This window comes from Arthrobacter sp. AD-310 (assembly GCF_054656615.1).
In genome coordinates this window covers 1-20,543 of sequence record NZ_BAAHNO010000040.1, presented here as the reverse complement: position 1 = coordinate 20,543, position 20,543 = coordinate 1, and the positions used below count along the sequence as shown (strand labels likewise).

19 protein-coding genes are annotated in these 20,543 nt (G+C 66.7%); 9 read left to right on the top strand and 10 right to left on the bottom strand.

Features of this window, described 5'->3' with window-relative positions:
• Positions 1-11: 11 nt before the first annotated feature.
• A complete protein-coding gene (locus tag ACYQ1Z_RS19100; RefSeq protein ID WP_459794124.1) occupies positions 12-1,526 on the top strand; it encodes an amino acid permease in 1,515 nt (504 codons plus the stop codon).
• A 90-nt stretch (positions 1,527-1,616) separates the two neighbouring features.
• Here the strand turns inward: ACYQ1Z_RS19100 and ggt are convergent, their stop codons facing one another.
• Entirely contained in the window at positions 1,617-3,470 is a 1,854-nt protein-coding gene (ggt, locus tag ACYQ1Z_RS19095; protein WP_459794123.1) for a gamma-glutamyltransferase, read from the bottom strand.
• A gap of 129 nt (positions 3,471-3,599) precedes the next feature.
• Here ggt and ACYQ1Z_RS19090 point away from each other — a divergent pair, with 129 nt between their 5' ends.
• The 3 genes from ACYQ1Z_RS19090 (at position 3,600) to ACYQ1Z_RS19080 (ending at position 7,345) form a co-directional block, all read left to right on the top strand.
• A complete protein-coding gene (locus tag ACYQ1Z_RS19090) occupies positions 3,600-4,547 on the top strand; it encodes an L-lactate dehydrogenase (RefSeq protein WP_459794122.1) in 948 nt (315 codons plus the stop codon).
• A 180-nt stretch (positions 4,548-4,727) separates the two neighbouring features.
• Positions 4,728-6,044 carry an ATP-binding protein gene (locus ACYQ1Z_RS19085; RefSeq protein WP_459794121.1) on the top strand — a complete coding sequence of 439 codons (1,317 nt, stop codon included), beginning with the start codon at positions 4,728-4,730 and terminating at the stop codon, positions 6,042-6,044.
• Positions 6,045-6,088: 44 nt separating this feature from the next.
• Positions 6,089-7,345, top strand: a complete 1,257-nt coding sequence (locus tag ACYQ1Z_RS19080) for a low temperature requirement protein A (RefSeq protein ID WP_459794120.1) — start codon at positions 6,089-6,091, stop codon at positions 7,343-7,345.
• On the opposite strand, the gene gluQRS is transcribed toward ACYQ1Z_RS19080, so the two are convergent.
• Entirely contained in the window at positions 7,342-8,226 is an 885-nt protein-coding gene (gluQRS, locus tag ACYQ1Z_RS19075; RefSeq protein ID WP_459794119.1) for a tRNA glutamyl-Q(34) synthetase GluQRS, read from the bottom strand. The two genes, ACYQ1Z_RS19080 and gluQRS, sit on opposite strands and share 4 nt — an antisense overlap.
• 342 nt (positions 8,227-8,568) lie before the next feature.
• On the opposite strand from gluQRS, the gene ACYQ1Z_RS19070 reads away from it, so the two are divergent.
• Entirely contained in the window at positions 8,569-9,027 is a 459-nt protein-coding gene (locus tag ACYQ1Z_RS19070) for an Lrp/AsnC family transcriptional regulator (RefSeq protein WP_459794118.1), read from the top strand.
• A gap of 19 nt (positions 9,028-9,046) precedes the next feature.
• Here the strand turns inward: ACYQ1Z_RS19070 and ACYQ1Z_RS19065 are convergent, their stop codons facing one another.
• On the bottom strand, positions 9,047-9,502 hold the full coding sequence (locus ACYQ1Z_RS19065; RefSeq protein WP_459794117.1) for an Lrp/AsnC family transcriptional regulator: 456 nt from the start codon (positions 9,500-9,502) through the stop codon (positions 9,047-9,049).
• Positions 9,503-9,608: 106 nt separating this feature from the next.
• Here ACYQ1Z_RS19065 and ACYQ1Z_RS19060 point away from each other — a divergent pair, with 106 nt between their 5' ends.
• Complete coding sequence (locus tag ACYQ1Z_RS19060) at positions 9,609-10,253, top strand: LysE family translocator (RefSeq protein WP_459794116.1); 645 nt, start codon at positions 9,609-9,611, stop codon at positions 10,251-10,253.
• On the opposite strand, the gene ACYQ1Z_RS19055 is transcribed toward ACYQ1Z_RS19060, so the two are convergent.
• The 6 genes from ACYQ1Z_RS19055 to ACYQ1Z_RS19030 form a co-directional block, all read right to left on the bottom strand.
• Positions 10,250-11,227 carry a hypothetical protein gene (locus ACYQ1Z_RS19055; RefSeq protein ID WP_459794115.1) on the bottom strand — a complete coding sequence of 326 codons (978 nt, stop codon included), beginning with the start codon at positions 11,225-11,227 and terminating at the stop codon, positions 10,250-10,252. The two genes, ACYQ1Z_RS19060 and ACYQ1Z_RS19055, sit on opposite strands and share 4 nt — an antisense overlap.
• 62 nt (positions 11,228-11,289) lie before the next feature.
• Positions 11,290-11,664, bottom strand: a complete 375-nt coding sequence (locus ACYQ1Z_RS19050; protein ID WP_459794114.1) for a nuclear transport factor 2 family protein — start codon at positions 11,662-11,664, stop codon at positions 11,290-11,292.
• Between the two features lie 40 nt (positions 11,665-11,704).
• Positions 11,705-12,208, bottom strand: a complete 504-nt coding sequence (locus ACYQ1Z_RS19045) for a DUF456 domain-containing protein (RefSeq protein WP_459794113.1) — start codon at positions 12,206-12,208, stop codon at positions 11,705-11,707.
• Between the two features lie 106 nt (positions 12,209-12,314).
• The gene (locus ACYQ1Z_RS19040; RefSeq protein ID WP_459794112.1) at positions 12,315-13,514 is read right to left on the bottom strand and encodes an NAD(P)-dependent malic enzyme; all 1,200 of its coding nucleotides are present in this window, start codon (positions 13,512-13,514) and stop codon (positions 12,315-12,317) included.
• A 289-nt stretch (positions 13,515-13,803) separates the two neighbouring features.
• Complete coding sequence (locus ACYQ1Z_RS19035) at positions 13,804-14,412, bottom strand: TetR/AcrR family transcriptional regulator (RefSeq protein WP_459794111.1); 609 nt, start codon at positions 14,410-14,412, stop codon at positions 13,804-13,806.
• 137 nt (positions 14,413-14,549) lie between these two features.
• A complete protein-coding gene (locus tag ACYQ1Z_RS19030; RefSeq protein WP_459794110.1) occupies positions 14,550-15,836 on the bottom strand; it encodes an MFS transporter in 1,287 nt (428 codons plus the stop codon).
• Positions 15,837-15,941: 105 nt separating this feature from the next.
• Between ACYQ1Z_RS19030 and rraA the strand changes: the two genes are divergently transcribed.
• The 3 genes from rraA (at position 15,942) to ACYQ1Z_RS19015 (ending at position 19,848) form a co-directional block, all read left to right on the top strand.
• Positions 15,942-16,433, top strand: a complete 492-nt coding sequence (gene rraA, locus ACYQ1Z_RS19025) for a ribonuclease E activity regulator RraA (RefSeq protein ID WP_459794109.1) — start codon at positions 15,942-15,944, stop codon at positions 16,431-16,433.
• Positions 16,434-16,531: 98 nt separating this feature from the next.
• Positions 16,532-18,190, top strand: coding sequence for an MDR family MFS transporter (locus ACYQ1Z_RS19020; protein ID WP_459794108.1), 1,659 nt, complete (start codon positions 16,532-16,534; stop codon positions 18,188-18,190).
• A 218-nt stretch (positions 18,191-18,408) separates the two neighbouring features.
• Complete coding sequence (locus ACYQ1Z_RS19015; protein ID WP_459794107.1) at positions 18,409-19,848, top strand: sugar porter family MFS transporter; 1,440 nt, start codon at positions 18,409-18,411, stop codon at positions 19,846-19,848.
• A 7-nt stretch (positions 19,849-19,855) separates the two neighbouring features.
• Here the strand turns inward: ACYQ1Z_RS19015 and ACYQ1Z_RS19010 are convergent, their stop codons facing one another.
• Positions 19,856-20,344: an N-acetyltransferase family protein gene (locus ACYQ1Z_RS19010; protein WP_459794145.1), complete on the bottom strand. Its 489-nt coding sequence runs from the start codon at positions 20,342-20,344 to the stop codon at positions 19,856-19,858.
• Between the last annotated feature and the right edge of the window lie 199 nt (positions 20,345-20,543).

Genomic DNA, 20,543 nt, shown 5'->3' with positions numbered 1-20,543 from the left:
AAGGACACCCCATGACTCAGTCACCACTCCCCGACCACATCATCGACGGCGGCCACGCGCACGCTTCGGAGACGGCGCTGCACGCCGAGGACAAGGGCTACCACAAGAACCTGAAGCCGCGGCAGATCCAGATGATCGCCATCGGCGGCGCGATCGGCACCGGCCTGTTCCTCGGCGCAGGCGGACGCCTGAACGCCGCAGGACCGTCACTGGTTATCGCGTACGCGGTCTGCGGTTTCTTCGCGTTCCTGATCCTCCGCGCCCTGGGCGAACTGGTCCTCCACCGCCCGTCCTCCGGCTCGTTCGTCTCCTACGCCCGCGAGTTCTTCGGCGAAAAAGCCGCCTTCGTCTCCGGCTGGTTCTACTGGATCAACTGGGCCACCACCACCATCGTGGACATCACGGCCGCAGCCCTCTACATGAACTTCTTCGGCAACTACATCCCCTGGATGGCCGACGTTCCGCAATGGCTCTGGGCCCTGATCGCCCTCGTGGTGGTCCTGAGCCTCAACCTGGTCTCCGTGAAGGTCTTCGGCGAGCTCGAATTCTGGTTCGCCCTCATCAAGGTTGCCGCGCTGGTCGCATTCCTCATCGTCGGAACCTACTTCGTCATCTTCGGTACCCCCGTGGACGGCCAGGAAGTCGGCTTCAGCCTCATCACGGACAACGGCGGCATCTTCCCCAACGGCCTGCTGCCCATGATCATCCTGATGCAGGGCGTCCTGTTCGCCTACGCGTCGATCGAACTCGTCGGCACCGCTGCCGGTGAAACCGAGAACCCCGAGAAGATCATGCCCAAGGCCATCAACTCCGTGGTCTTCCGCATCGCCGTGTTCTACGTCGGCTCGGTGATCCTGCTGGCCCTGCTCCTGCCCTACACGTCCTACCAGAAGGGCGTCAGCCCGTTCGTGACGTTCTTCGGCTCCATCGGCGTCCAGGGCGTCGACGTCATCATGAACCTGGTGGTGCTGACCGCCGCCCTGTCCTCGCTGAACGCCGGCCTGTACTCCACCGGCCGCATCCTGCGCTCCATGGCCGTGAACGGATCCGCCCCGCAGTACGCGGCACGAATGAACAAGGCAGGTGTCCCCTACGGCGGCATCGCCATTACCGCCGCTGTTTCCCTGCTGGGCGTCCCGCTGAACTACCTGGTCCCGGCCGAAGCGTTCGAGATCGTCCTGAACATCGCCTCAGTGGGCATCATCATGACCTGGGCCACGATTGTCCTGTGCCAGATCCAGCTCAAGCGCTGGGCGGACAAGGGCTGGGTCGAGCGGCCGTCGTTCCGGATGTTCGGCGCCCCGTTCACCGGCTACCTGTCCCTGCTCTTCCTGGTGGGCGTCCTGGTGATGGTCTTCATCGATTCCCCGCTCACCATGCTGGTCACCGTGATCGCCTCCGTCCTGATGGTCTTCGGCTGGTTCGCCTGCCGCAAGCGGATCCACGAGATCGCTGCCACGCGGGAAGGCTACACCGGAATCTCGCCGGTGGTCGCCAATCCTCCGGCGGCAACCTTCAAGAAGTAAAGCGCGCCAAACGCCCGACGGCGGCACCCCGGTTCCCTGGTTCAGGAACCCCGGGGTGCCGCCGTCGGTATTTATGGTCCGGCCGGGAGCCTAACGCGACGGCCGGATGACCATTGCGGATCCGCCGCCGCGCCTGACCGGTTCGGCAACAGCCGTCACGGTTCTTCCGTCGGGGTCGAACTCGATGGCCGTGGCGGCGCCGATTTCAGCGGCTGAGGTGAAAGCGTCGCCCGCCGGCACCAGCTTGTGTCCAAACCGGGACGTAAGGTCGGTTCCGTACTGGTCAATGAATGCCGGTTCAGCCGTCACGTTCGCCGTATTCCGCTGTGTGGCCCGCGGTGCGGCCAAGGCATCCTCGATGCTCATGCCGAAATCGATCCGGTTGACCAGGGTCTGCAGGACGGTGGTGATGATGGTCGAACCGCCCGGAGAGCCGAGTGCCAGGAAGGGCTCGCCGTCCTTGAGTACGATCGTGGGCGACATCGACGAGCGCGGCCTCTTGCCGGGCTGGATGCGGTTCGGGTCGGCCTCGTCGTAAACGGTGCTGAAATCGGTGAGCTCGTTATTGAGGATGAAGCCGCGGCCGGGAACTGTGATGCCTGATCCGCCGGTCTGCTCGATGGTGAGCGTGTACTCCACCACGTTGCCCCACTTGTCCGAGACAGTGAGGTTGGTGGTGGAAATGTTCTCCGTATCCGCGTCAGAGGCGAGCGCTGCCGGTTTGACCGGGCAGACGCCGTCGTAGGAGGTGACGTCACCGGCGGGAACAGGCTTGGTCGCGGCGATTGTCGGATCGATTGCACAAGCCCGCTCCTTGCCGAAGACCTCGTCAAGGAGTGCGTTGGTGGGAACCGTGACGTAGGCCGGATCGCCCACGTACTTTCCGCGGTCGGCAAAAGCCAGGGCAGTAGCTTCCAGGTAGTGGTGGAGGGCAGCGGCCCGGTCCGTCTTTCCGACCGCCGGCAGGTCGAACGTCTCGAGGATGTTCAACGCCTCACCCACGGTGGTGCCTCCACTGCTGGAGGGGGCCATGCCGTACACATCGTAGCCGCGGTAGTTCACGTGCGTGGGGTCCTGGTCAATGGCCCGGTACTTTGCAAGGTCCTGCGTTGTCATGAAGCCCTTGGGAACGGGAAGCGCCGTGGCTGGGTCCTTCGGCGGATTCTGTACCGTTTTGGCAATCTCCTCGGCAAGCGGCCCCTTGTAAAACGCTGCTGTTCCCTCCTCGGCCAGCAGCCGGTAGGTGTCAGCGAGGTCCTGGTTCTTCAGTATCGAGCCAACAACAGGAAGTTGACCGCCCGGGAGGAAAAGTTCAGTGGTGGCCGGGAATGCCCTGAAACGCTCGTCGTTGTCATCGGTCTGCTGGCGGAAGGTTTCGTCGACCACGAAGCCCCGCTCGGCCACCTCGATAGCCGGCTCGAGGGCTTTCTCCAGGCTGAACTTTCCCCATCTCTCCAGCGCCCGCTCCCAGGTGGCGGGAGTACCCGGGACACCAACTGACACTCCGCTGGTCACCAGTTCAGGCGTGAACCTGTAGGGCTTACCGGTGGCGGGATCGATAAACGCATTCGTGGGCATGGCCGCAGGCGCGGTTTCGCGGCCATCGATGGTGTTGACCTCTCCGCTCTTCGCGTCGTAGTACACAAAGTAGCCGCCGCCCCCTATGCCTGCACTGTAGGGCTCGGTGACGCCCAGGGTGGCTGCGGCCGCGACGGCGGCATCAACAGCGTTTCCGCCCTTGCTTAGTATTTCGATGGCGGCCGCGGATGCTTCCGGGTCGACCGTGCTGACTGCACCGCCGCGTCCTTCGGCGACAGGTTCCTTGGCGGTTTGGTACTGACTGTCAGTTTTGTGCGCAGAGGCAGGGCTCATAATTGCCCCGGTGGTCACGCTCATCGCCAGCGCAGCCGTAACGGCTCCTAGCCGGCGTCCCAGATGTGGCATGGTTGCTCCTGAAGGGGTGCGGGTGAGGTGGCTCACACGCTACTCCTCGGGCAGGGGACTCTCAACGGCCCCGCCTACCCTGATCCAGACAGCGGGTCCTGGCTCCAGGCCCGGGAAGGCGAGGTTCCGATGTCCACAACCAGGCTGGCCATTGTCGGGGCGGGAAGCGTGGGAACTTCCCTGGCGTACGCGGCCATGATCCGCGGATCGGCCACCAGCATCGCCCTGTTCGACGTCAATGCCGCAAAGGCCGAAGCCGAAGTCCTCGACCTGGCCCATGGGACCCAGTTTGCCGCCGGGGCAGCGTCCGTCACCGGCGGAGGTGACATCGCGGCGACCGAGGGCGCGGACGTCGTCGTCATTACTGCCGGCGCCAAGCAGGCACCCGGACAGACCCGCCTTGACCTTGCCGGCACCAACGTCCGAATCCTCGAACAACTAATGCCGCAACTGCTCCAGCGCGCCCCGGAGGCCGTGTACGTCCTGGTGACCAACCCGTGTGACGTGCTGACCGTCGCTGCACAGCAGATTTCCGGGCTTCCGGCCGGCCGCGTCTTCTCTTCCGGCACCGTCCTGGACACGTCCCGGCTGCGCTGGCTGCTGGCACGCCGGGCCGGGGTTGCGGTGGCCAGCGTCCACGCCAGCATGGTGGGCGAACACGGCGACACCGAGTTTCCCCTGTGGTCCAGCGCCACCATCGGCCCCATCCCGGTGGCCGACTGGAAGGTGGACGGCGAGCGGGTCTTCACCCCCAAAGACCTCGCGGAGACCGCCACGGAGGTGACGCGGGCGGCCTACAAAGTCATCGCCGGAAAGGGAGCCACGAACTACGCCATCGGCCTGTCCGGTGCCCGCATCGTGGAAGCCCTGCTCCGGGATGAAAACGCGGTGCTTCCCGTTTCCACCGTCCTGGCTGGCCAATACGGAATCGAGGGCGTGGCGCTCTCACTGCCCAGCGTGGTGGGGCGCGGCGGCGTCCATTCCGTCCTTGAAACCCCGATGGACGATGGTGAACTGGCTGCCCTGCATCACTCCGCCGACACCCTGCGGGCGTCGCTGGATTCCCTGGGGATCTGAATCCGCCACGGAATGCCCGCGCCCGTCATGCAACGGACCCGCAACCTGCCGGAGTCCAACGATCCCTTATGCTTCGAGTGCAGTCACCGTGCCGCTGCGGTCAGCACCAACGCAGTGCAACGGGCACAGCGCAGCTCAACGGGCACAGCGCAGTTCAACGACGAACCCGGGAGGAACAGCATGACCAACTGGCGGATCAGGGACTTCCACTCGGCGGACCTGGACGGGATCCTGCACCTGTGGGAAACACTCAAGGCCCACAACGTGGAGCCCGTCTACGCCCTCTCCGAGGTACTCGCGTCCTGCGAGAAGGACCACGCAGTCGTCGCCGTCCAGGGTGAACAGGTGGTGGGCGCCGCCGTCGGCCGCGCCGCGCACGACCAGGGCTGGATCGTCTTCCTCGCCACCCTTCCCGAGTACCGCGGCCGCGGCATCGGCACCTCGCTGCTCGCCGCCGTCGAAAACCGCATGGCGCCGCACGGGCTCAACAAGCTCTCCGCCCTGATGCCCGAATCCGAAACCCGCGTGGAGGCGTTCCTGGGCCGCGGCTTCGCCCTCAAGAAAAACCTCCGCTACTTCGAACGCACCATCCCGGTCCAGCGGCAGGAACTCGGCGCGCTCGGTCAGCTGGGCGGCCGCGTCCTCGCCCGCGACCTCTGGGAAAACGTCGCCGGCATGCACCGCGAAAAGGAACTCCTGGAACGCCGCCTCGTGCTTCCCCTGGCCGAGGCGGACCTCGCCGACGAATTTGGCGTGGTGCCGCCACGCGCCGTCGTCCTTTTCGGCCCGCCCGGCACCGGGAAGACCACCTTCGCCAAAGCCATCGCCTCCCGCCTGGAATGGCCCTTCGTCGAGGTCTTCCCGTCCCGCCTCGCAGCCGACCCGCAGGGGCTGGCCGGGGCGCTGCGCGAAACGTTCCTGGAAATCGCCGAACTGGAGCACGCCGTCGTCTTCATTGACGAAGTGGAGGAAATCGCGTCCCAGCGCGCAGGGGACCCGCCCTCACCCCTGCAGGGCGTCACCAACGAGCTCCTCAAAATCATCCCGGCGTTCCGCGAACAACCAGGCCGGCTGCTGGTCTGTGCCACCAACTTCATCCGCGCCCTTGACTCAGCGTTTCTGCGCCACGGCCGGTTCGACTACGTCATCCCCATCGGCCTGCCCGACCGGCACGCCCGCGAAGCGATGTGGCAGCGCTTCATCCCCGCTCCGGTGGTGGACGACGTCGACGTCGAACTCCTGGTTGAGCGCACCGAGGGCTTCTCCCCCGCGGACATAGAGTACGCTGCCCGGAGCGCGTCCCAGCGGGCGCTGGAGAAAGCGGTGTACGACGACGGCGGGCTGGCCTCCGGAGCGCAGCCATCGGTCCGCGAGGCGGTGCGGAAGGGCCCGTCCACCCAGGACTACCTGGACGCGATCGCCGAGACCCGGACCACCGTCAGCGCGGAAGTGCACCAGGACTTCCTCGAGGACATCGACGCCCTGGGCCGCGTCTAAGCCACAGGGAAACACCGCCGTGGCCCGGCAGTAACCTTTGAAGTATGTCCTCCAACCCTCTACGCCATGCCATCTCGCGCATGGGCGGCCGCGATCCGCACGAGAAACACCGGGCCGCCACGCCCCTGGAACTCTTCTTCGACCTGACCTTCGTCATCGCCTTCGGCGTGGCCGGCAGCCAGTTCGCCCACGTGATCGCGGAAGGACACGTGGTACCCGGGCTGCTCGGGTTCGGCTTTGCGATGTTCGCCGTGATCTGGGCGTGGATCAACTTCACCTGGTTCGCCAGCGCCTACGACACCGATGACTGGGTGTTCCGCCTCGTCACCATGGTGCAGATCGTGGGCGTGCTGATCCTGGCGATGGGCATCGAGCCGATGTTCCACTCGATCGTCGAGGGACACCACGTGGACAACCGGGTGATCGTGGGCGGGTATGTGCTGATGCGGCTCGCCCTGGTGACGCAATGGGTCAGGGCCTCCCGGCAGGACCCGGCCCGGCGGGAGACGTGCCTGCGGTACGCGAAATACCTGGCGGCCGTGCAGTTGGGCTGGATCGCCATGCTGGTGTTCGGCACTGACATTTTCACCACCTTCCTCCTGGTCATCCCGTTGATCGTGCTCGAGATGCTCACCCCGTACGCGGCCGAACGCAAGGACCGGACCCCGTGGCACGCGCACCATATCGCCGAGCGCTACGGCCTGCTGGCCATCATCGCCCTGGGCGAGTGCCTCATCGGCGCCATCGAAACGCTCCGGGCGATCGTCGCCAATCACGGCTGGAGCATTGACGCGGCACTGGTCGGTTTCGGCGGCACGGCACTGGCCTTCGGGATGTGGTGGGTGTACTTCATGCTCCCGGCCGGGCGCGCCCTGCACATCCGCCGGCACCGCTCCTTCCTCTTCGGCTACGGCCACATTCCCGTCTTCGCGGCCATTGCAGCCACGGGGGCAGGGCTGCACGTCGCTGCCTACTACATCGACCGCGAGGCCCACATCAGCGCGGCCGCCGCGGTGGCGTCCATCGCCATTCCCGTGGCCGTCTTCAAGCTGGCCCTCACCTGGCTGTACAGCGCAATGATGGGCCCGGACCGGACGGTAATCGCCGTGGCCGCCGGCATTATGGTGGCCCTGGCCGGCGCCGTTGGGCTGGCTGCTCTGGGGGCCTCCGTCCCCGTTGCGCTGCTGGTCATCGTGCTGGCCCTGGCGGTGTCCATCATTATTGATGAGCGCCGCGGCGCGGAACGGCTGCACACGGCCCTGAAGAGGCTGGAGTCCGAAGAGGCCCCGCACCCGGCCTAGGCGGAGGACCGCCACACCCACGGTTCACGGGGCAGCGCGGCAGGATCGAAGGCGGCGAGGGCCTGATCAAGGGAACCCGCGGGAAGTCCCAGGGACTCGAGGAGGCGGTCCCTTACGGCCTCCGGCGGCAGGCCGGCCGCGGCAAGATCCCCGAGGGTGACGGCGCCGTCGCGCTTTGCCAGCCGGACGCCGTCGCTATTAACCACCAGCGGGACATGCGCATATTCCGGAACCGGAATATGCAGGAGCGAGGCCAGGTAGGCCTGCCGCGGCGTGGAGGGCAGGAGGTCGTCGCCGCGGACCACCTGGTCGATGCCCTGGGCAGCGTCGTCCACCACCACCGCCAGGTTGTAGGCCGTCACTCCGTCATTGCGGCGCAGGACGAAGTCGTCCACCACGCCAGTGAATTGGCCGTGGAGCACATCGTGCACTGTGTATTCGGAGTATCCGGCCCGGAGCCGGATTGCCGCTGGACGGGTAGACCGCTTGTACTCGAGCTCCGCAGCGTCGAGGTTGCGGCAGGTTCCCGGGTAGGCGCCCTGCGGGGCATGCGGAGCGGACGGAGCTTCCTGGATTTCCCGCCGGGTGCAAAAGCATTCATAGGTGAGGCCGGAAGCGGCCAGGCGGTCAATCGCATCCACGTAAAGGGGGCCACGGGCCGTCTGGCGGACCACGTCCCCATCCCAGGAGATGCCAATAGCCGCCAGATCCCGCAACTGCACCGCTTCCGCGCCGGTCCGGGCGCGGTCCAGGTCCTCCACCCTGAGCAGGAAACGGCGTCCGGTGGAGCGGGCAAAGAGCCAGGCAAGGAGGGCGGTCCGAAGGTTGCCGACATGGAGCTCACCGGAGGGACTGGGGGCGAAACGGCCGGCGGAGGTCATGGCTCCAGCCTAAGCCGGACAGCACAAGAGCCCCTCAGCTACCGATGGCTCCGGACGTCCGAATGCTGGCTGGTCCGGGATCGGTGGTTCAGGGGCTCTTGCCGTGAAGGATGCGGAATGACGATGCGTGAACAAGAGTCAATCAGCGGCGGCCTCCTTGCGGGAGGTGTTCTGCAGCGCCCGGGTGGTGTGCCGGGAAGCCATTGGCCTGCGGGATCCGGCGGTAGCCGTGACCCGGTTGCCAACATTTCAGCACTACGCCTACAGTTGGTGCAACCAGCGGGGCTCCCACCGGTCAGACTGACTAAACATCGCCCGGAGAAAAGACAGGAACTGATCAGATTGCAGGAACTGGACGCCACGGACAAGCGCCTCCTCCGCGCCCTGGACGAAGATCCCCGGGTCCCCATCATGGTGCTGTCACAGCGGCTGGGCCTGGCCCGGGGTACGGTACAGTCCAGGCTCGAGCCCATTACGGCCTCCGGGGCCCTCCGGCCCAACAGCAGCAGGGTGCTGCCCGGCGCGCTTGGCCGAGGAGTAGCGGCCGCCGTCAGCGCGGAACTGGACCAAAGCCACCTTAACGAGGCCATCGCCGCCCTGCGGAAAATTCCGGAGGTCCTGGAATGCCACGCACCCGCCGGCGACACCGATCTGCTGATCCGGGTGGTGGCCAGGAGCCCTGACGACCTCTACCGGGTTTCGGAAGAAATCAGGCTGTGCCCCGGCATCGTCCGGACGTCCACCAGCATGTTCCTTCGGGAAGTCATCCCCTACCGCACCACGGGGCTGCTGGGCGACTGAAGACGGGCCGGGGTTTCCCCTACACCGGCGGCCCGGCGTTCGATTTCAGGTTCTTCATGACCAGCGTGGACGTGAGGCGCTCCACCCCGGGCAGGGACGTTAGCTCGGAGTCGTAGAACCGCTGGTAGGACGGCAGGTCCTCCGCGATGACCTTCAGCAGGTAGTCCGGCGACCCGAACAGCCGCTGGGCCTCGACGACGTTCGGATGGTCCGCCACCCGGTTCTCAAAGATCTCCATAGTGGGCCGGTCCACCTGGCGGAGAGTGACAAAGACGATCGCTTCGAAGCCGAGCCCGAGGGCTGCCGGGTCGATGTCCGCCTTGTACCCGCGGATCACCCCGGACTGCTCCAGGTCACGAAGCCGGCGGTGGCAGGGAGCCACGGTAAGCCCAACCTTTGCAGCAAGCGCCGTGGCAGTAATCCTGCCGTCCTCTTTGAGGTGGCGCAAAATGTTTCTATCGATGGCGTCTATCACGCAAGGATCTTACCGCCTGGGCCGGGTGGCGGGCGAAAAGAGGACAGCACTTCGCGGCCGAAAATCCTTATCGTTTCTCCTGACACATGCGCTGACAGGAGAACCCATGAATCCGGAGCTGTTCCTGGCCTTCATACTGGTGGCCGCCGCCTTGGCCTGCACACCCGGGGTGGACTGGGCCTACTCCATTACGGCGGGCCTGGGGCAGCGCAGCTTCGTTCCTGCGGTGGCCGGGCTGTGCGGCGGCTACGTCCTCCACACTGCGCTGCTGGTGGCCGGGCTCGCCGCCCTCCTCGCGGGGATGCCCGGCGTCCTCGGCTGGATCACCCTCGCAGGCGCCGGCTACCTGATGTGGCTGGGCATCAGCACCCTCCGCACGTGGCGCGGCGCCTCCTTCAGCGCGGCAGACGCCGTCGGGCGCCGCTCCGCCAGCCGGCTCCGCACATTCCTGCAGGGCATGGGCACCAGCGGCATCAACCCCAAGGGGCTGCTGTTCTATGTCGCCCTGATCCCGCAGTTTGTCAGCACCGACGCGTCCCTGCCGGTGCCGGTGCAGTCCGGGCTGCTGGGCATGACGTTCGTGGCCCTGGCCGGTTTGGTGTACACCGCGGTGGCGCTCCTCTCGCGTACGCTCCTGCAGAGCCGGCCCGAGGCGGCGCGGACAGTCACCCTGGCGAGCGGCATCATCATGGTCCTGCTGGGCATGGTCCTGCTTGGCGAGCAGTTGCTGCCGCTGTTCGGGACCCTTTAGTCCTCGCTGAGCTTCTTCCAGTCCTGTTCCCAGATCCGGCGCATCTCCTCGTCCTTGCGGATCGGAACGGGCGCAGCGATCTCCCGCTGCGGCTCGGGGTCGGGACGGCGCCGCCCCCAGTCGCGCGGATTCAGGGACCGGCGGCTGGATTCCAGGACCAGCAATGCCCGGTCCGTCAGGGCGTCGTTCCGCAGCGCCATGTGGGTCTTGCGCCGGCGCAGCACCTCGGCGATGGCCTGGTGCGCGGCCTCGTAGCGCCCCTCCCGGCGCAGGGCGCGGGCCCGCACCAGCAGCAGCGCGGCGGACAGGTCGTCCGCGTTGAGCAGGCCTTCCGTCCAGTCGATGACCGTCCGGCTGCGGCCCAGCGCCAAGGCAAGTGAGCAGCGGGCCAGCGCCATGGGGAGCGACGGCGGCAGGCCGTTCAGTGCCTCCAGCGCCGCTTCCGTACGGCCTGTTTCGCGCAGGGAGTGGGCCAGGGCAAGGAACACCGACTCCTCGCTGAAAAGGACAGGGATCTCCACTCTCTCCGCCAGCTCGATCCGGGTCACGATCCGGGTGAGATAGGTGGACGAGTAGCGGTTCGCGTCGTCGTCGTTACGGGTGGTGAGCCCGCGCTGCAGAAGTTCCGAGGCGCGCAGGTACCCGCCGTGCTTGTAGGCCAGCAGCCCGGCCATGAGGTAGCAGAGCCCTGACCAGCCGGGATAGGCCCGCGCCAGCGTGATCAGGCGCTCCGGTTCCCGGCTGCTGAAGACGGCCTCATGAACTGCCTTGGCGGGCTTGGGCAGGAGGAGCTTGAGACGGGGGACCTCGCCGTCAATCGACAGAAGTGCCGGGTTGCGGCCGCCCAATACCCCGTTAAGCAGGCCTCCAACTCCTCCGGCAAGATCATGGACCGGTGTGCGCAGCTGGGCATGGCCGAAAGGGGTGAGGTCCCGGCTGTCCCAGTAAATCGGTGCAGAATCCCCGGCGCTCATCTTTCCATGCTAACCGTGTCCGGGAGACGGAAGGAGCGCCCGCTGCAGCGCATGCCGCCTGGTCAGGTCCGTTCCATAAACCATTCGGTAAATGAGCTCGCGCGGCCGGAGCCGTCAAACCGGATGACCCAGAGGTTGTCATAGTCGGGCCGGTCTCCCGCGTACGTGGTGACGCCCTGGACGAAAGCGGTATTGCCGTCGGTTCCCAGCAACTCCCAGCTGAAGGTCCAGTCTCCCGGCTCGTCACGGGCAGCCAGCCAGCGGTTTACGATGTCGTCCCGGCCCACCCAGGGGTCCGGGTCCCCGGGCCGGGTTTCATACCGCGCCTCCGGGGTAAAGAGGGCCCGGATGTCCTCCGGCGAGTTACTTGCCCAGGCCGCCTGGTACTTTTCCATCCATGCCTGGACCTGCTCCAGCGCTGAACTTGGCTCGATCATGCCCTTGTTCTACGCCTCCCGGCTTTGGCGGCGCAACCGTTCAGCCGCTGACTGCGGCGATCCACACCCCGATGACCCAGGTGCTGGCAGCGAGGCAGGCGAGCCCGAACTCGGCGAGCATGCCCAGCCCGGTGGCCTTGAGGGCGGCCCAGCTGGAGGCCGCCGCGCTGCCGATGTTGCGGGTGCGGAGCAGCTCACTGAGCAGCAGTCCGGCCGCAAACCCGACAAACAGGCCGACGACGGGGATGATGAACATGCCCACCGCGCCGGTTATCACGCCCGCGATGATGCTGCCTCCGGGGATGGCGTGCTGTTTCAACTTCCTGCCGGTCAGGACGGCACTGGCGGCCATGCCCGCGGCGACGAACACAGCGGCCAGGCCGAACACCACCCAGCCCGTTGCGCCGGCCCCTCCCCAGATGGCCCATGCCAGCACGCCGGCAGCGATCAGGATGCTTCCAGGCAGGACCGGGATGACGGTGCCGGCCACCCCCACCAGGATGGCCAGGCCGCACAGGATGGTCACCACGGTCTCGGACGTCATGGTTCCCAGTCTAGGGCGGCTGTTAACGCGCGACGGCGGCGCCTCCCTTTTGCACGGAGGCGCCGCCGTCGCCGTTGGCCCAGGCAGGTTCGCCCGGGCGGGTGGGTTACTTCGTGTCCGCCGCTGCCGCAACCGCTGCGGTGACAGCGGGGGCAACGCGCGGGTCCAACGGGCTGGGCACAATGTAGTCCGCGGCGAGGTCCTCCGCGGCGAGTTCGGCGATGGCCTGCGCCGCCGCGAGCTTCATGGCCGGGGTGATCCGGCGGGCGCCGGCATCCAGCGCGCCGCGGAAAATGCCCGGGAAGGCCAGGACGTTGTTGATCTGGTTGGGGAAGTCGCTCCGCCCCGTGGCCACCACGGCGGCGTACTTGACTGCGACCTCGGGCAGGACTTCGGGGTCCGGGTTGGACAGGGCGAACACAATCGAGTCCTGGTTCATCAGGGCCAGGTGCGCCTCATCCAGCTTGGAGGAGGAGACACCGATGAAGACGTCGGCGCCGGTGAGCGCTTCGGCGGGCCCGCCGGTCACGCCGCGGGGATTGCTGCGGCCGGCGATGTCAGCCTTCTTGCTGGTGGCGTCGGCGGCCAGGTCCGCGCGGCTGCTGTTGATGACACCGCGGGAATCGAGCAGGACGACGTCGGTGATGCCGGCAGCCAGCAGGATTTCGGCCACGGCGATACCGGCGGCACCGGCGCCGGAAACGACGACCTTCAGGCCTTCCAGGGGGCGTCCGGTGACCTTGGCGGCGTTGGTCAGCGCGGCGAGGGCGACGACGGCGGTGCCGTGCTGGTCGTCGTGCATGACCGGGCAGTCCAGGGCCTCGATGAGCTTCTCTTCCAGTTCGAAGCAGCGCGGCGCGGCGATGTCCTCAAGGTTGACGGCGCCGAAGCTGGGACGGAGCCGGACCAGGGTTTCAACGATCTCGTCCACGTCGCTGGTGTTCAGGACCAGGGGGATGGAGTCGAGGTCGCCGAAGGTCTTGAAGAGCGCGGACTTGCCTTCCATCACGGGCAGCGAGGCGCTGGGGCCGATGTTGCCCAGGCCCAGGACCGCGGTGCCATCGCTGACCACAACAACCAGGCGCTCGGCCCAGGTCAGGGTCCGGGCGAGTTCGGGCTGCTTGTGGATGGCCCGGCTGACTTCAGCCACACCCGGCGTGTAGGCGATGGAGAGGTCGCGCTTGTTGGACAGCGGGGCGGTGGTGCTGACGGACAGCTTGCCGCCCTGGTGTGCACCGAAGATTTCATCCTCGGTCAGGGGCGCGGTGGCGGAATCGTCAATGGCAGTGATTGCGTCAATGGACACGTCGTTGTCTCCTGGTGCTCGCCGTGCGCGCACGGCACATGGGAACCCGCGCCCGGGCGGGCGTCAGGCGATGGAAATGGTGCGATCAGGAAACCCAGGGGTGTCGGGTCCGCTGGAGCGTCGGGGATGCTTGCTCCCTGCTCGCTCCGGTGAACCCATGGTAGGCAGCCGGGAAGCCGGTCCTGCGACGGCTTGACGCGAAAGAGCACGGTAAAACGTTTATCCACGCCCAAGAGTGACTCACGTCACGGCATAAAGGCGTGCTTATTGCCGTATTGGTCTAGACCGGTTACGCGCTCCGGTGGAGTGTGAATCCCTTTTCGGCACCTGGCGACAGGCGTGCGCAAGCCTTTTTCAGGTCTTCTTCCGCCTCAAAGAGGGAAAGGCGGCGGTTCCGAACCGACTGGACCAGACCAGTGATCGTCAACAGCAGGACACGGGCAGCCACTTCGTCGGTGGCTTCGGCCGCGACCACCTTTTCGCTCAACGCGTCGATCTCCCGCAGCAGCGTTGTGGTGTCCCGGTCGGGAAGGTAGATGCCCCGGCTGAGGCACTGTTCGACCGCAGGCTGCATGACCCGCATGTGGAAGATCTCCATGACCAGCCCGGAGAGTGCGCGGCCGCGGAACCGGGCGGAGGCACTGCGCGATCCGGCTTGCAGTTCGTCCAGCTGGTGGCGGTACAGGGCGAGCATCAGGTGCGTTGCGGACGGGAAGTAGCGGAACAGGGTGCCCAGCGGAACATCGGCCTTGGCGGCCACCTCGGACAGTTCAACGGAGTCAAGGCCCTTGCGGGCAAAACCGGCCGCGGACTCGAGGATTCGGGCGTAGCGGAGCCGCTGGCGCGGAGCGGACGGCCTGGCGGCCATGGGCGGATGGTCTGAAATGGTTTCGGGCATCAGCATTCCGGGGTTGTGATCCTATGGTGGGCAGCCTGGAGCGCCCCCATCCCCGCCCGTCTGCAGTCCGGTTCAACTATACGGCACGGTAATGTGACGAAATCGTCAGCCGGCTTACTTCCCCGGCCTTCGGCCGGTCAGTCCACGCTCCTGATCATCACCACAAAAACGGCGCCCAGCATGCCGATGACCGCGGCCAGGAGGAACAGGACGGCGTACCCTCCCCAGCTGGTCACGGCCAGGAGGGCCAGCCCCGGCGCCACCACCTGGGGAAGGGAGTTGGCGATGTTGATGACGCCCATGTCCTTGCCCCGGCTGACGGCGAACGGCAGGACCTGGGTCAGCAACGCGAAGTCCACCGCCAGGTAGGCGCCGAAACCCATGCCCAGGATGGCGGCGCCGGCGAGCGCGCCCGGCCACACCGGGAAGAACGCCATGGTCAGCCCGGCCATGGCGATGGTGGCGGAGGATCCGATGACGAAGGGCTTGCGCCTGCCCACCCTGTCGCTCCACGGGCCGGCCAGGACGGCGGTGACCATGACCATGAGGGCGTAAATGCCGGTGAGGATGAGCACCCCGACGGCCGGATCCTCGTGGCCGATGACGTCGCGCAGGAAGAACAGGAGGTACACGATGGTCAGCTGGTTGCCCACGTTGACGAGGAAGCGGGTGATCCACGCCCATGCGAAATCCGGGTACTTCAGGGGGCTGATCCAGAAGCCGCGGAGGAAGCCGCCGAGGCGGAACGGGGGCACCGCACCCTTGGGCAGCACGGGATCGTTCCGGTGGAACAGATACGGAAGGACGGACAACAGCAGCGCCGCGGCGCACAGCCAATACCCCACCATGAAGTTGCCGGTGACTACGGCGCCGAAGACAGCGCCGGTAAGGATGCCGAGCGTCTGTCCCATGGCCGCCAGCCCGCCCACCCCGCCGCGCTGCAGCACCGGGACACGGTCCGGCACGGCTGCCGTGATTGCGGCGTACGCGGCGTTGGCCCCGAGCTGGACCAGGCACCAGAACAGCACCATCAGGGCCACGGCTGCGGACACCGACATGGCGAGCAGCGCCGCCGCCGCCAGGACCGCCCCTGCCAGCACCCAGGGGGCGCGGCGGCCGAAGCGGGACGTGGTGCGGTCCGAGAGCGCACCAAAGAGCGGGTTCGCCACCAGGGAGACCGCCGCGCCGCACGCCGTGACCAGCGACAGGATGGCCTCCTTGCTGGGCGCATCGATGCTGATGGCCTGCTGGCCGATAAACACGTTGATGGGGCCGAAGAACGCGGCGTTGATGCCGACGTTGACCAGGACCAGGCCGGTGACCCAGCGTGGCGTGACCCTTTGTGTGGGTTCGGCGAGTGCCGCCGTCGTACCGTCCGCGTTGGCGCCGTGGTCGAGGGGTGCTGGTGTATCGGGCCTGTGCATGACTTGTTCCCCCGGGACGGCTGGTTGGCGACGGAATCAGACTATCGTGGGCATCACCGCCCGACAGTGGACACCGCAGAGGGCCGCAACGGCATAGGAGAAGCCATGGCAGCAGAAGAACAGTCCCTGACCGCTATCAACACCGCCGACCTCTACGACGAGCGCGGCGAAGAACTCGCATCGGTATCGCTGCAGTTCCAGTCGCTGGGCGGCCGGTCGCACTTCTCCGGGCCCGTCCGCACCATCCGCTGCTTCCAGGACAACGCCCTGGTGAAGTCCACGCTGGCAAGCCCGGGCAACGGCAACGTGCTGGTCGTGGACGGGGGCGGCTCGCTGGGCACCGCCCTTATGGGGGACATGATCGCCGAAAGCGCCGTGGCAAACGGCTGGGCCGGCGTCGTTATCAACGGCGCCATCAGGGACCGTGAGGCGATTGCACGCCTGGACCTGGGCGTGAAGGCCCTGGGCAGCAACCCGAAGAAGAGCGCCAAAGCCGGCGCGGGCGAGGTGGACGTGGATGTGGTGATCGACGGCGTGACCATCCGCACCGGGGCCACCATCTGGTGTGACCCGGACGGCATCCTCGTGGAACGGTAAGGGCGGCCCGGGAAATCTCCGGTACAGGGAATAGGAAGCGGGCGTAGGATAGTTACTGAAAGCAACTATCCTCTGCTTACTTTTCCCTTGGAGTTCCCATGCCCAAAGCCCCCACGGCGCGCGCCGCCGGAGAATCGCTGACGCAGCGCCAGATTGTCACCGTGATGGTGGGATTGATGCTGGGCATGTTCCTGGCGTCCCTGGACCAGACCATCGTGTCCACCTCCATCTACACCATTGCCAATGACCTTGACGGCCTCTCCCTGCAGGCGTGGGCCACCACCGCCTACCTGATCACGTCCACCGTCAGCACGCCGTTGTACGGCAAGCTGAGTGATATCTTCGGGCGCCGGCCGCTCTACCTGACCGCGATCGCCATCTTCCTGGCTGGCTCGCTGTACGCCGGCTCGGTGCACTCCATGACCGAACTCGCGTTCGCCCGCGGGGTCCAGGGCCTGGGCGCGGGCGGCCTGCTGGCACTGGCGCTGACCATCATCGGCGACATCGTCTCGCTCAAGGACCGGGCCAAATACCAGGGCTACTTCATGAGCGTCTTCGGCATCTCGTCCGTGCTCGGGCCGGTGGTGGGTGGTGCGTTCGCCGGGTCCGCCAACATCCTGGGCTTCGACGGCTGGCGCTGGGTGTTCTTCATCAACCTGCCCATCGGCCTGGCCGCGCTGGCCGTGGTGTTCCTGTTCCTCCACCTGCCCGCCAGGCACGCAAAGCAGAAGATCGACTACTGGGGCGCCGCCGCGATCACGCTGGCCATCGTGCCGCTGCTGCTGGTGGCTGAGCAGGGCCGCAGCTGGGGCTGGACCTCAATGAACTCCTTCCTTTGCTATGGGCTGGGGGTCGCGGGCATTGTATGGTTCCTCGTGGCCGAGAAGCGGGCCGGAGACTACGCCCTGATCCCGCTGCGGCTCTTCCGCAACACCACCTTCGGCCTGTCCTCGCTGCTGAACTTCATCATCGGCATCGGCATGTTCGGCGCGATCGCCATGCTCCCGCTGTACCTGCAGCTCGTTAAGGGCCTGACGCCCACTGAGGCCGGGCTCATGATGATCACCTTCACCCTCGGCATCCTGACCGGGTCCATCACGGCCGGGCGCACCATTTCCGCGTCGGGCACCTACCGCATCTTCCCGGTCATGGGCACCGGCATCCTCACTGCGGCCGCAGTGGTGATGGGACTTTCGCTGCATGTGGACACCGGACTTTGGGTTCCCGGCGTCATCGCCGTCTTCTTCGGCGTGGGCCTGGGATTCTGTATGCAGCCGCTGACCCTTGCCATGCAGATGTCCGTCCCGCCGCGCGACATGGGCGTGGGGACGTCCTCGGCCGCATTTTTCCGCTCCATGGGCGGCGCCGTGGGAACCGCAGTGTTCATCTCCATGCTCTTCAGCCTTGCCGCGGGCAGGATCGCCGACGGCATGCGCACCGCCATGGCAGACCCGGCCTACCTCGCGGTCCTCCAGGACCCGGCCGTCGCAGCCGATCCCGCCAACGCCAAGCTGTACGGGTTCCTCCGCGACGGCGCCTCCAACGAGTCCCTCAACGACACCAGCTGGCTGCACACCGCCAACAGCGTCCTGACCCGGCCCATCACCGAGGGCTTCTCGTACTCCATCGACGTTGTGATGTTCACGGCGGCGGCGCTCACCGGCATCGCGTTCCTCATCAGCTTTGCCCTGCCGAACAAGAAGCTGACGGACCACAAGGCGTCGCCGGAGGACAGCGCCGCGGCCATGGCCCACTAGCAAGCGGGTCCCGCGCAAGGAGGACGACGACGGCGGCGCGCACCCGCCGTCGTCGTCCTTCTTTTGCGCCGGCTTCTTTTGCGCCGGGCCGGCCGCCAAGTGGAAGCTCGGGCGGTGACGTGCCACACTGTTAGGCGCGTGTGCGCCGGCTCTCTGGCCGGTACCGCAGCCGACGACGTCCGCACCGCATCCATCAAACCCCAGACCCAGGGAGAACCATGCCCACTGCACAGGAGCAGACCACCGCCCGGATACCCCAGCGGGTGATCTGGCTGGCCCTCGCGGGGGCAGTGGGCGGATTCCTCTTCGGATTCGATTCCTCGGTGGTGAACGGCGCCGTGGACGCGATGAAGGACGAGTTTGCGCTGTCCGAGGCCGTCACGGGATTCGCGGTGGCCATCGCGCTGCTGGGCTGCGCGGCGGGCGCCTACCTCGCCGGGAAGGTGGCGGATCGGTACGGCCGCATCCCCGCCATGAAGCTTGGCGCAGTGCTGTTCCTCGTCAGCGCCCTGGGCACGGGCTTCGCGTTCAGCGTCTGGGACCTGATCTTCTGGCGGCTGGTCGGCGGACTGGGCATCGGCCTGGCTTCGGTGATCGCGCCCGCCTATATCTCCGAGATCTCGCCGCGCAAGGTCCGCGGCCGGCTGGCCTCACTGCAGCAGCTGGCCATTACCACCGGTATTTTCGCCGCCCTGCTGTCCGACGCGCTCCTGGCCACCAGCGCCGGCGGTGCGGACCAGGCCTTCTGGCTGGGCATCGAGGCGTGGCGCTGGATGTTCCTGGCCGCGGCCGTGCCTGCCGTGGTGTACGGCTGGGTTGCCTACACGCTGCCCGAATCCCCGCGGTTCCTGGTGTTCCTTGGCAAGGAGGATGAGGCCCGGAAGGTCTTCGACGCGATCGCACCCGCCGATGACACGGACCGGCACATCCGCGAAATCCGGGACGCCATCGAGGAAGACAAGCTGGCCGGCCAGAAGGGATCCCTGCGCGGCAGGACCCTGGGCCTGCAGGCCGTGGTGTGGGTGGGCATCGTCCTGTCCGTGCTGCAGCAGTTCGTGGGCATCAACGTGATCTTCTACTACTCCACCACTTTGTGGAAGGCTGTCGGCTTCCAGGAAAAGGACTCCCTCACCATATCGGTGGCCACGTCCATCACGAACATCCTGGTGACCCTGGTTGCCATCGCCCTGGTGGACCGGATCGGCCGCCGGCCCATCCTGCTGGCAGGCTCCGTGGGCATGGCGGTGTCCCTTGGCGCCATGGCGCTGGCCTTTGGTTCGGCCACCGGTTCGGGCGAGAACATCACCCTGCCGGGCGCATGGGGTCCGGTTGCGCTGGTGGCGGCCAACGTGTTCGTGGTCAGCTTCGGCGCGTCGTGGGGCCCGCTGGTGTGGGTGCTGCTCGGCGAGATTTTCCCCTCCCGCATCCGGGCCCGCGCCCTGGGCCTGGCCGCGGCGGCGCAGTGGGTGGCGAACTTCGCCATCACCCTCAGCTTCCCGGTGATGGCCGCCGGTTCCCTGCCTCTCACCTACGCCATGTATGCCCTGTTCGCCGCGGCGTCCTTCTTCTTCGTGATGTTCAAGGTGCCCGAGACCAACGGCATGTCGCTCGAGCAGGCCGAGACGCTGTTCGTGGCCAAGGGGTCCGCGAAGGCCTGACGACCGGCTACAGGGTAAGCTTCATGCCCTCATGGCTGGCCTCGAAGCCGAGCCGCTCGTAGAACCTGTGGGCGGCGGTGCGGGACTTGTGCGTGGTGAGCTGCACCAGGGCACAGCCGCGGCGGCGGGATTCATCGACAGCCCACTCCACCATCAGCTTTCCGATGCCCTGGCTACGGAGGCTGTCCGCCACCCGGACGCCTTCAATCTGCGAGCGCCAGGCACCCTGCCGGGAGATCCCCGGGAGGAAGCTGAGCTGGAACGTGGCAACCACCTGTCCCTGCGCCTGGCCCCGCGGCACCAGCTCGCCGACCATTAGCAGGTGCCACGGGTCGGCGTCGATCGCCTCAAAGGCGTGCTCGTAAGGCGCCATATCATTTCGCGCCTCCCGGCGGGCACCCAAGGTGTCGTCGACAAGGAGGTGGACGATGGCGCGCAGGTCCACCCTCGTGGCGTGCCGGAGGCGGAACGTCCCGCCGTCGACGTCGGAGGTCATCAGGGGTTCCGGGTCACCAGGGGTTTCAGTCACGTGCCCAGCCTCGCACAGGAGTGCATGGGCGTCAGGGGTTTTGGGCCCAAAGGTGATAGAGCGTCGGGGGCGGATTCAAGTGGTCGTTGCAACACGTTCTAGGCTGCTGATTCTTCCAGTATTTGCTGGAGGGCTTGTGCGGGTGTTTTCCAGCCGAGGGTTTTGC

Bases quoted from the DNA above. Each gene is read 5' to 3' on its own strand.
- ACYQ1Z_RS19100 (WP_459794124.1), top strand. From the start codon at position 12: ATGACTCAGTCACCACTCCCCGACCACATCATCGACGGCGGCCACGCG.
- ggt (WP_459794123.1), bottom strand. From the start codon at position 3,470: ATGCCACATCTGGGACGCCGGCTAGGAGCCGTTACGGCTGCGCTGGCG.
- ACYQ1Z_RS19090 (WP_459794122.1), top strand. From the start codon at position 3,600: ATGTCCACAACCAGGCTGGCCATTGTCGGGGCGGGAAGCGTGGGAACT.
- ACYQ1Z_RS19085 (WP_459794121.1), top strand. From the start codon at position 4,728: ATGACCAACTGGCGGATCAGGGACTTCCACTCGGCGGACCTGGACGGG.
- ACYQ1Z_RS19080 (WP_459794120.1), top strand. From the start codon at position 6,089: ATGTCCTCCAACCCTCTACGCCATGCCATCTCGCGCATGGGCGGCCGC.
- gluQRS (WP_459794119.1), bottom strand. From the start codon at position 8,226: ATGACCTCCGCCGGCCGTTTCGCCCCCAGTCCCTCCGGTGAGCTCCAT.
- ACYQ1Z_RS19060 (WP_459794116.1), top strand. From the start codon at position 9,609: ATGAATCCGGAGCTGTTCCTGGCCTTCATACTGGTGGCCGCCGCCTTG.
- ACYQ1Z_RS19055 (WP_459794115.1), bottom strand. From the start codon at position 11,227: ATGAGCGCCGGGGATTCTGCACCGATTTACTGGGACAGCCGGGACCTC.
- ACYQ1Z_RS19050 (WP_459794114.1), bottom strand. From the start codon at position 11,664: ATGATCGAGCCAAGTTCAGCGCTGGAGCAGGTCCAGGCATGGATGGAA.
- ACYQ1Z_RS19045 (WP_459794113.1), bottom strand. From the start codon at position 12,208: ATGACGTCCGAGACCGTGGTGACCATCCTGTGCGGCCTGGCCATCCTG.
- ACYQ1Z_RS19035 (WP_459794111.1), bottom strand. From the start codon at position 14,412: ATGCCCGAAACCATTTCAGACCATCCGCCCATGGCCGCCAGGCCGTCC.
- ACYQ1Z_RS19030 (WP_459794110.1), bottom strand. From the start codon at position 15,836: ATGCACAGGCCCGATACACCAGCACCCCTCGACCACGGCGCCAACGCG.
- rraA (WP_459794109.1), top strand. From the start codon at position 15,942: ATGGCAGCAGAAGAACAGTCCCTGACCGCTATCAACACCGCCGACCTC.
- ACYQ1Z_RS19020 (WP_459794108.1), top strand. From the start codon at position 16,532: ATGCCCAAAGCCCCCACGGCGCGCGCCGCCGGAGAATCGCTGACGCAG.
- ACYQ1Z_RS19015 (WP_459794107.1), top strand. From the start codon at position 18,409: ATGCCCACTGCACAGGAGCAGACCACCGCCCGGATACCCCAGCGGGTG.
- ACYQ1Z_RS19010 (WP_459794145.1), bottom strand. From the start codon at position 20,344: ATGACCTCCGACGTCGACGGCGGGACGTTCCGCCTCCGGCACGCCACG.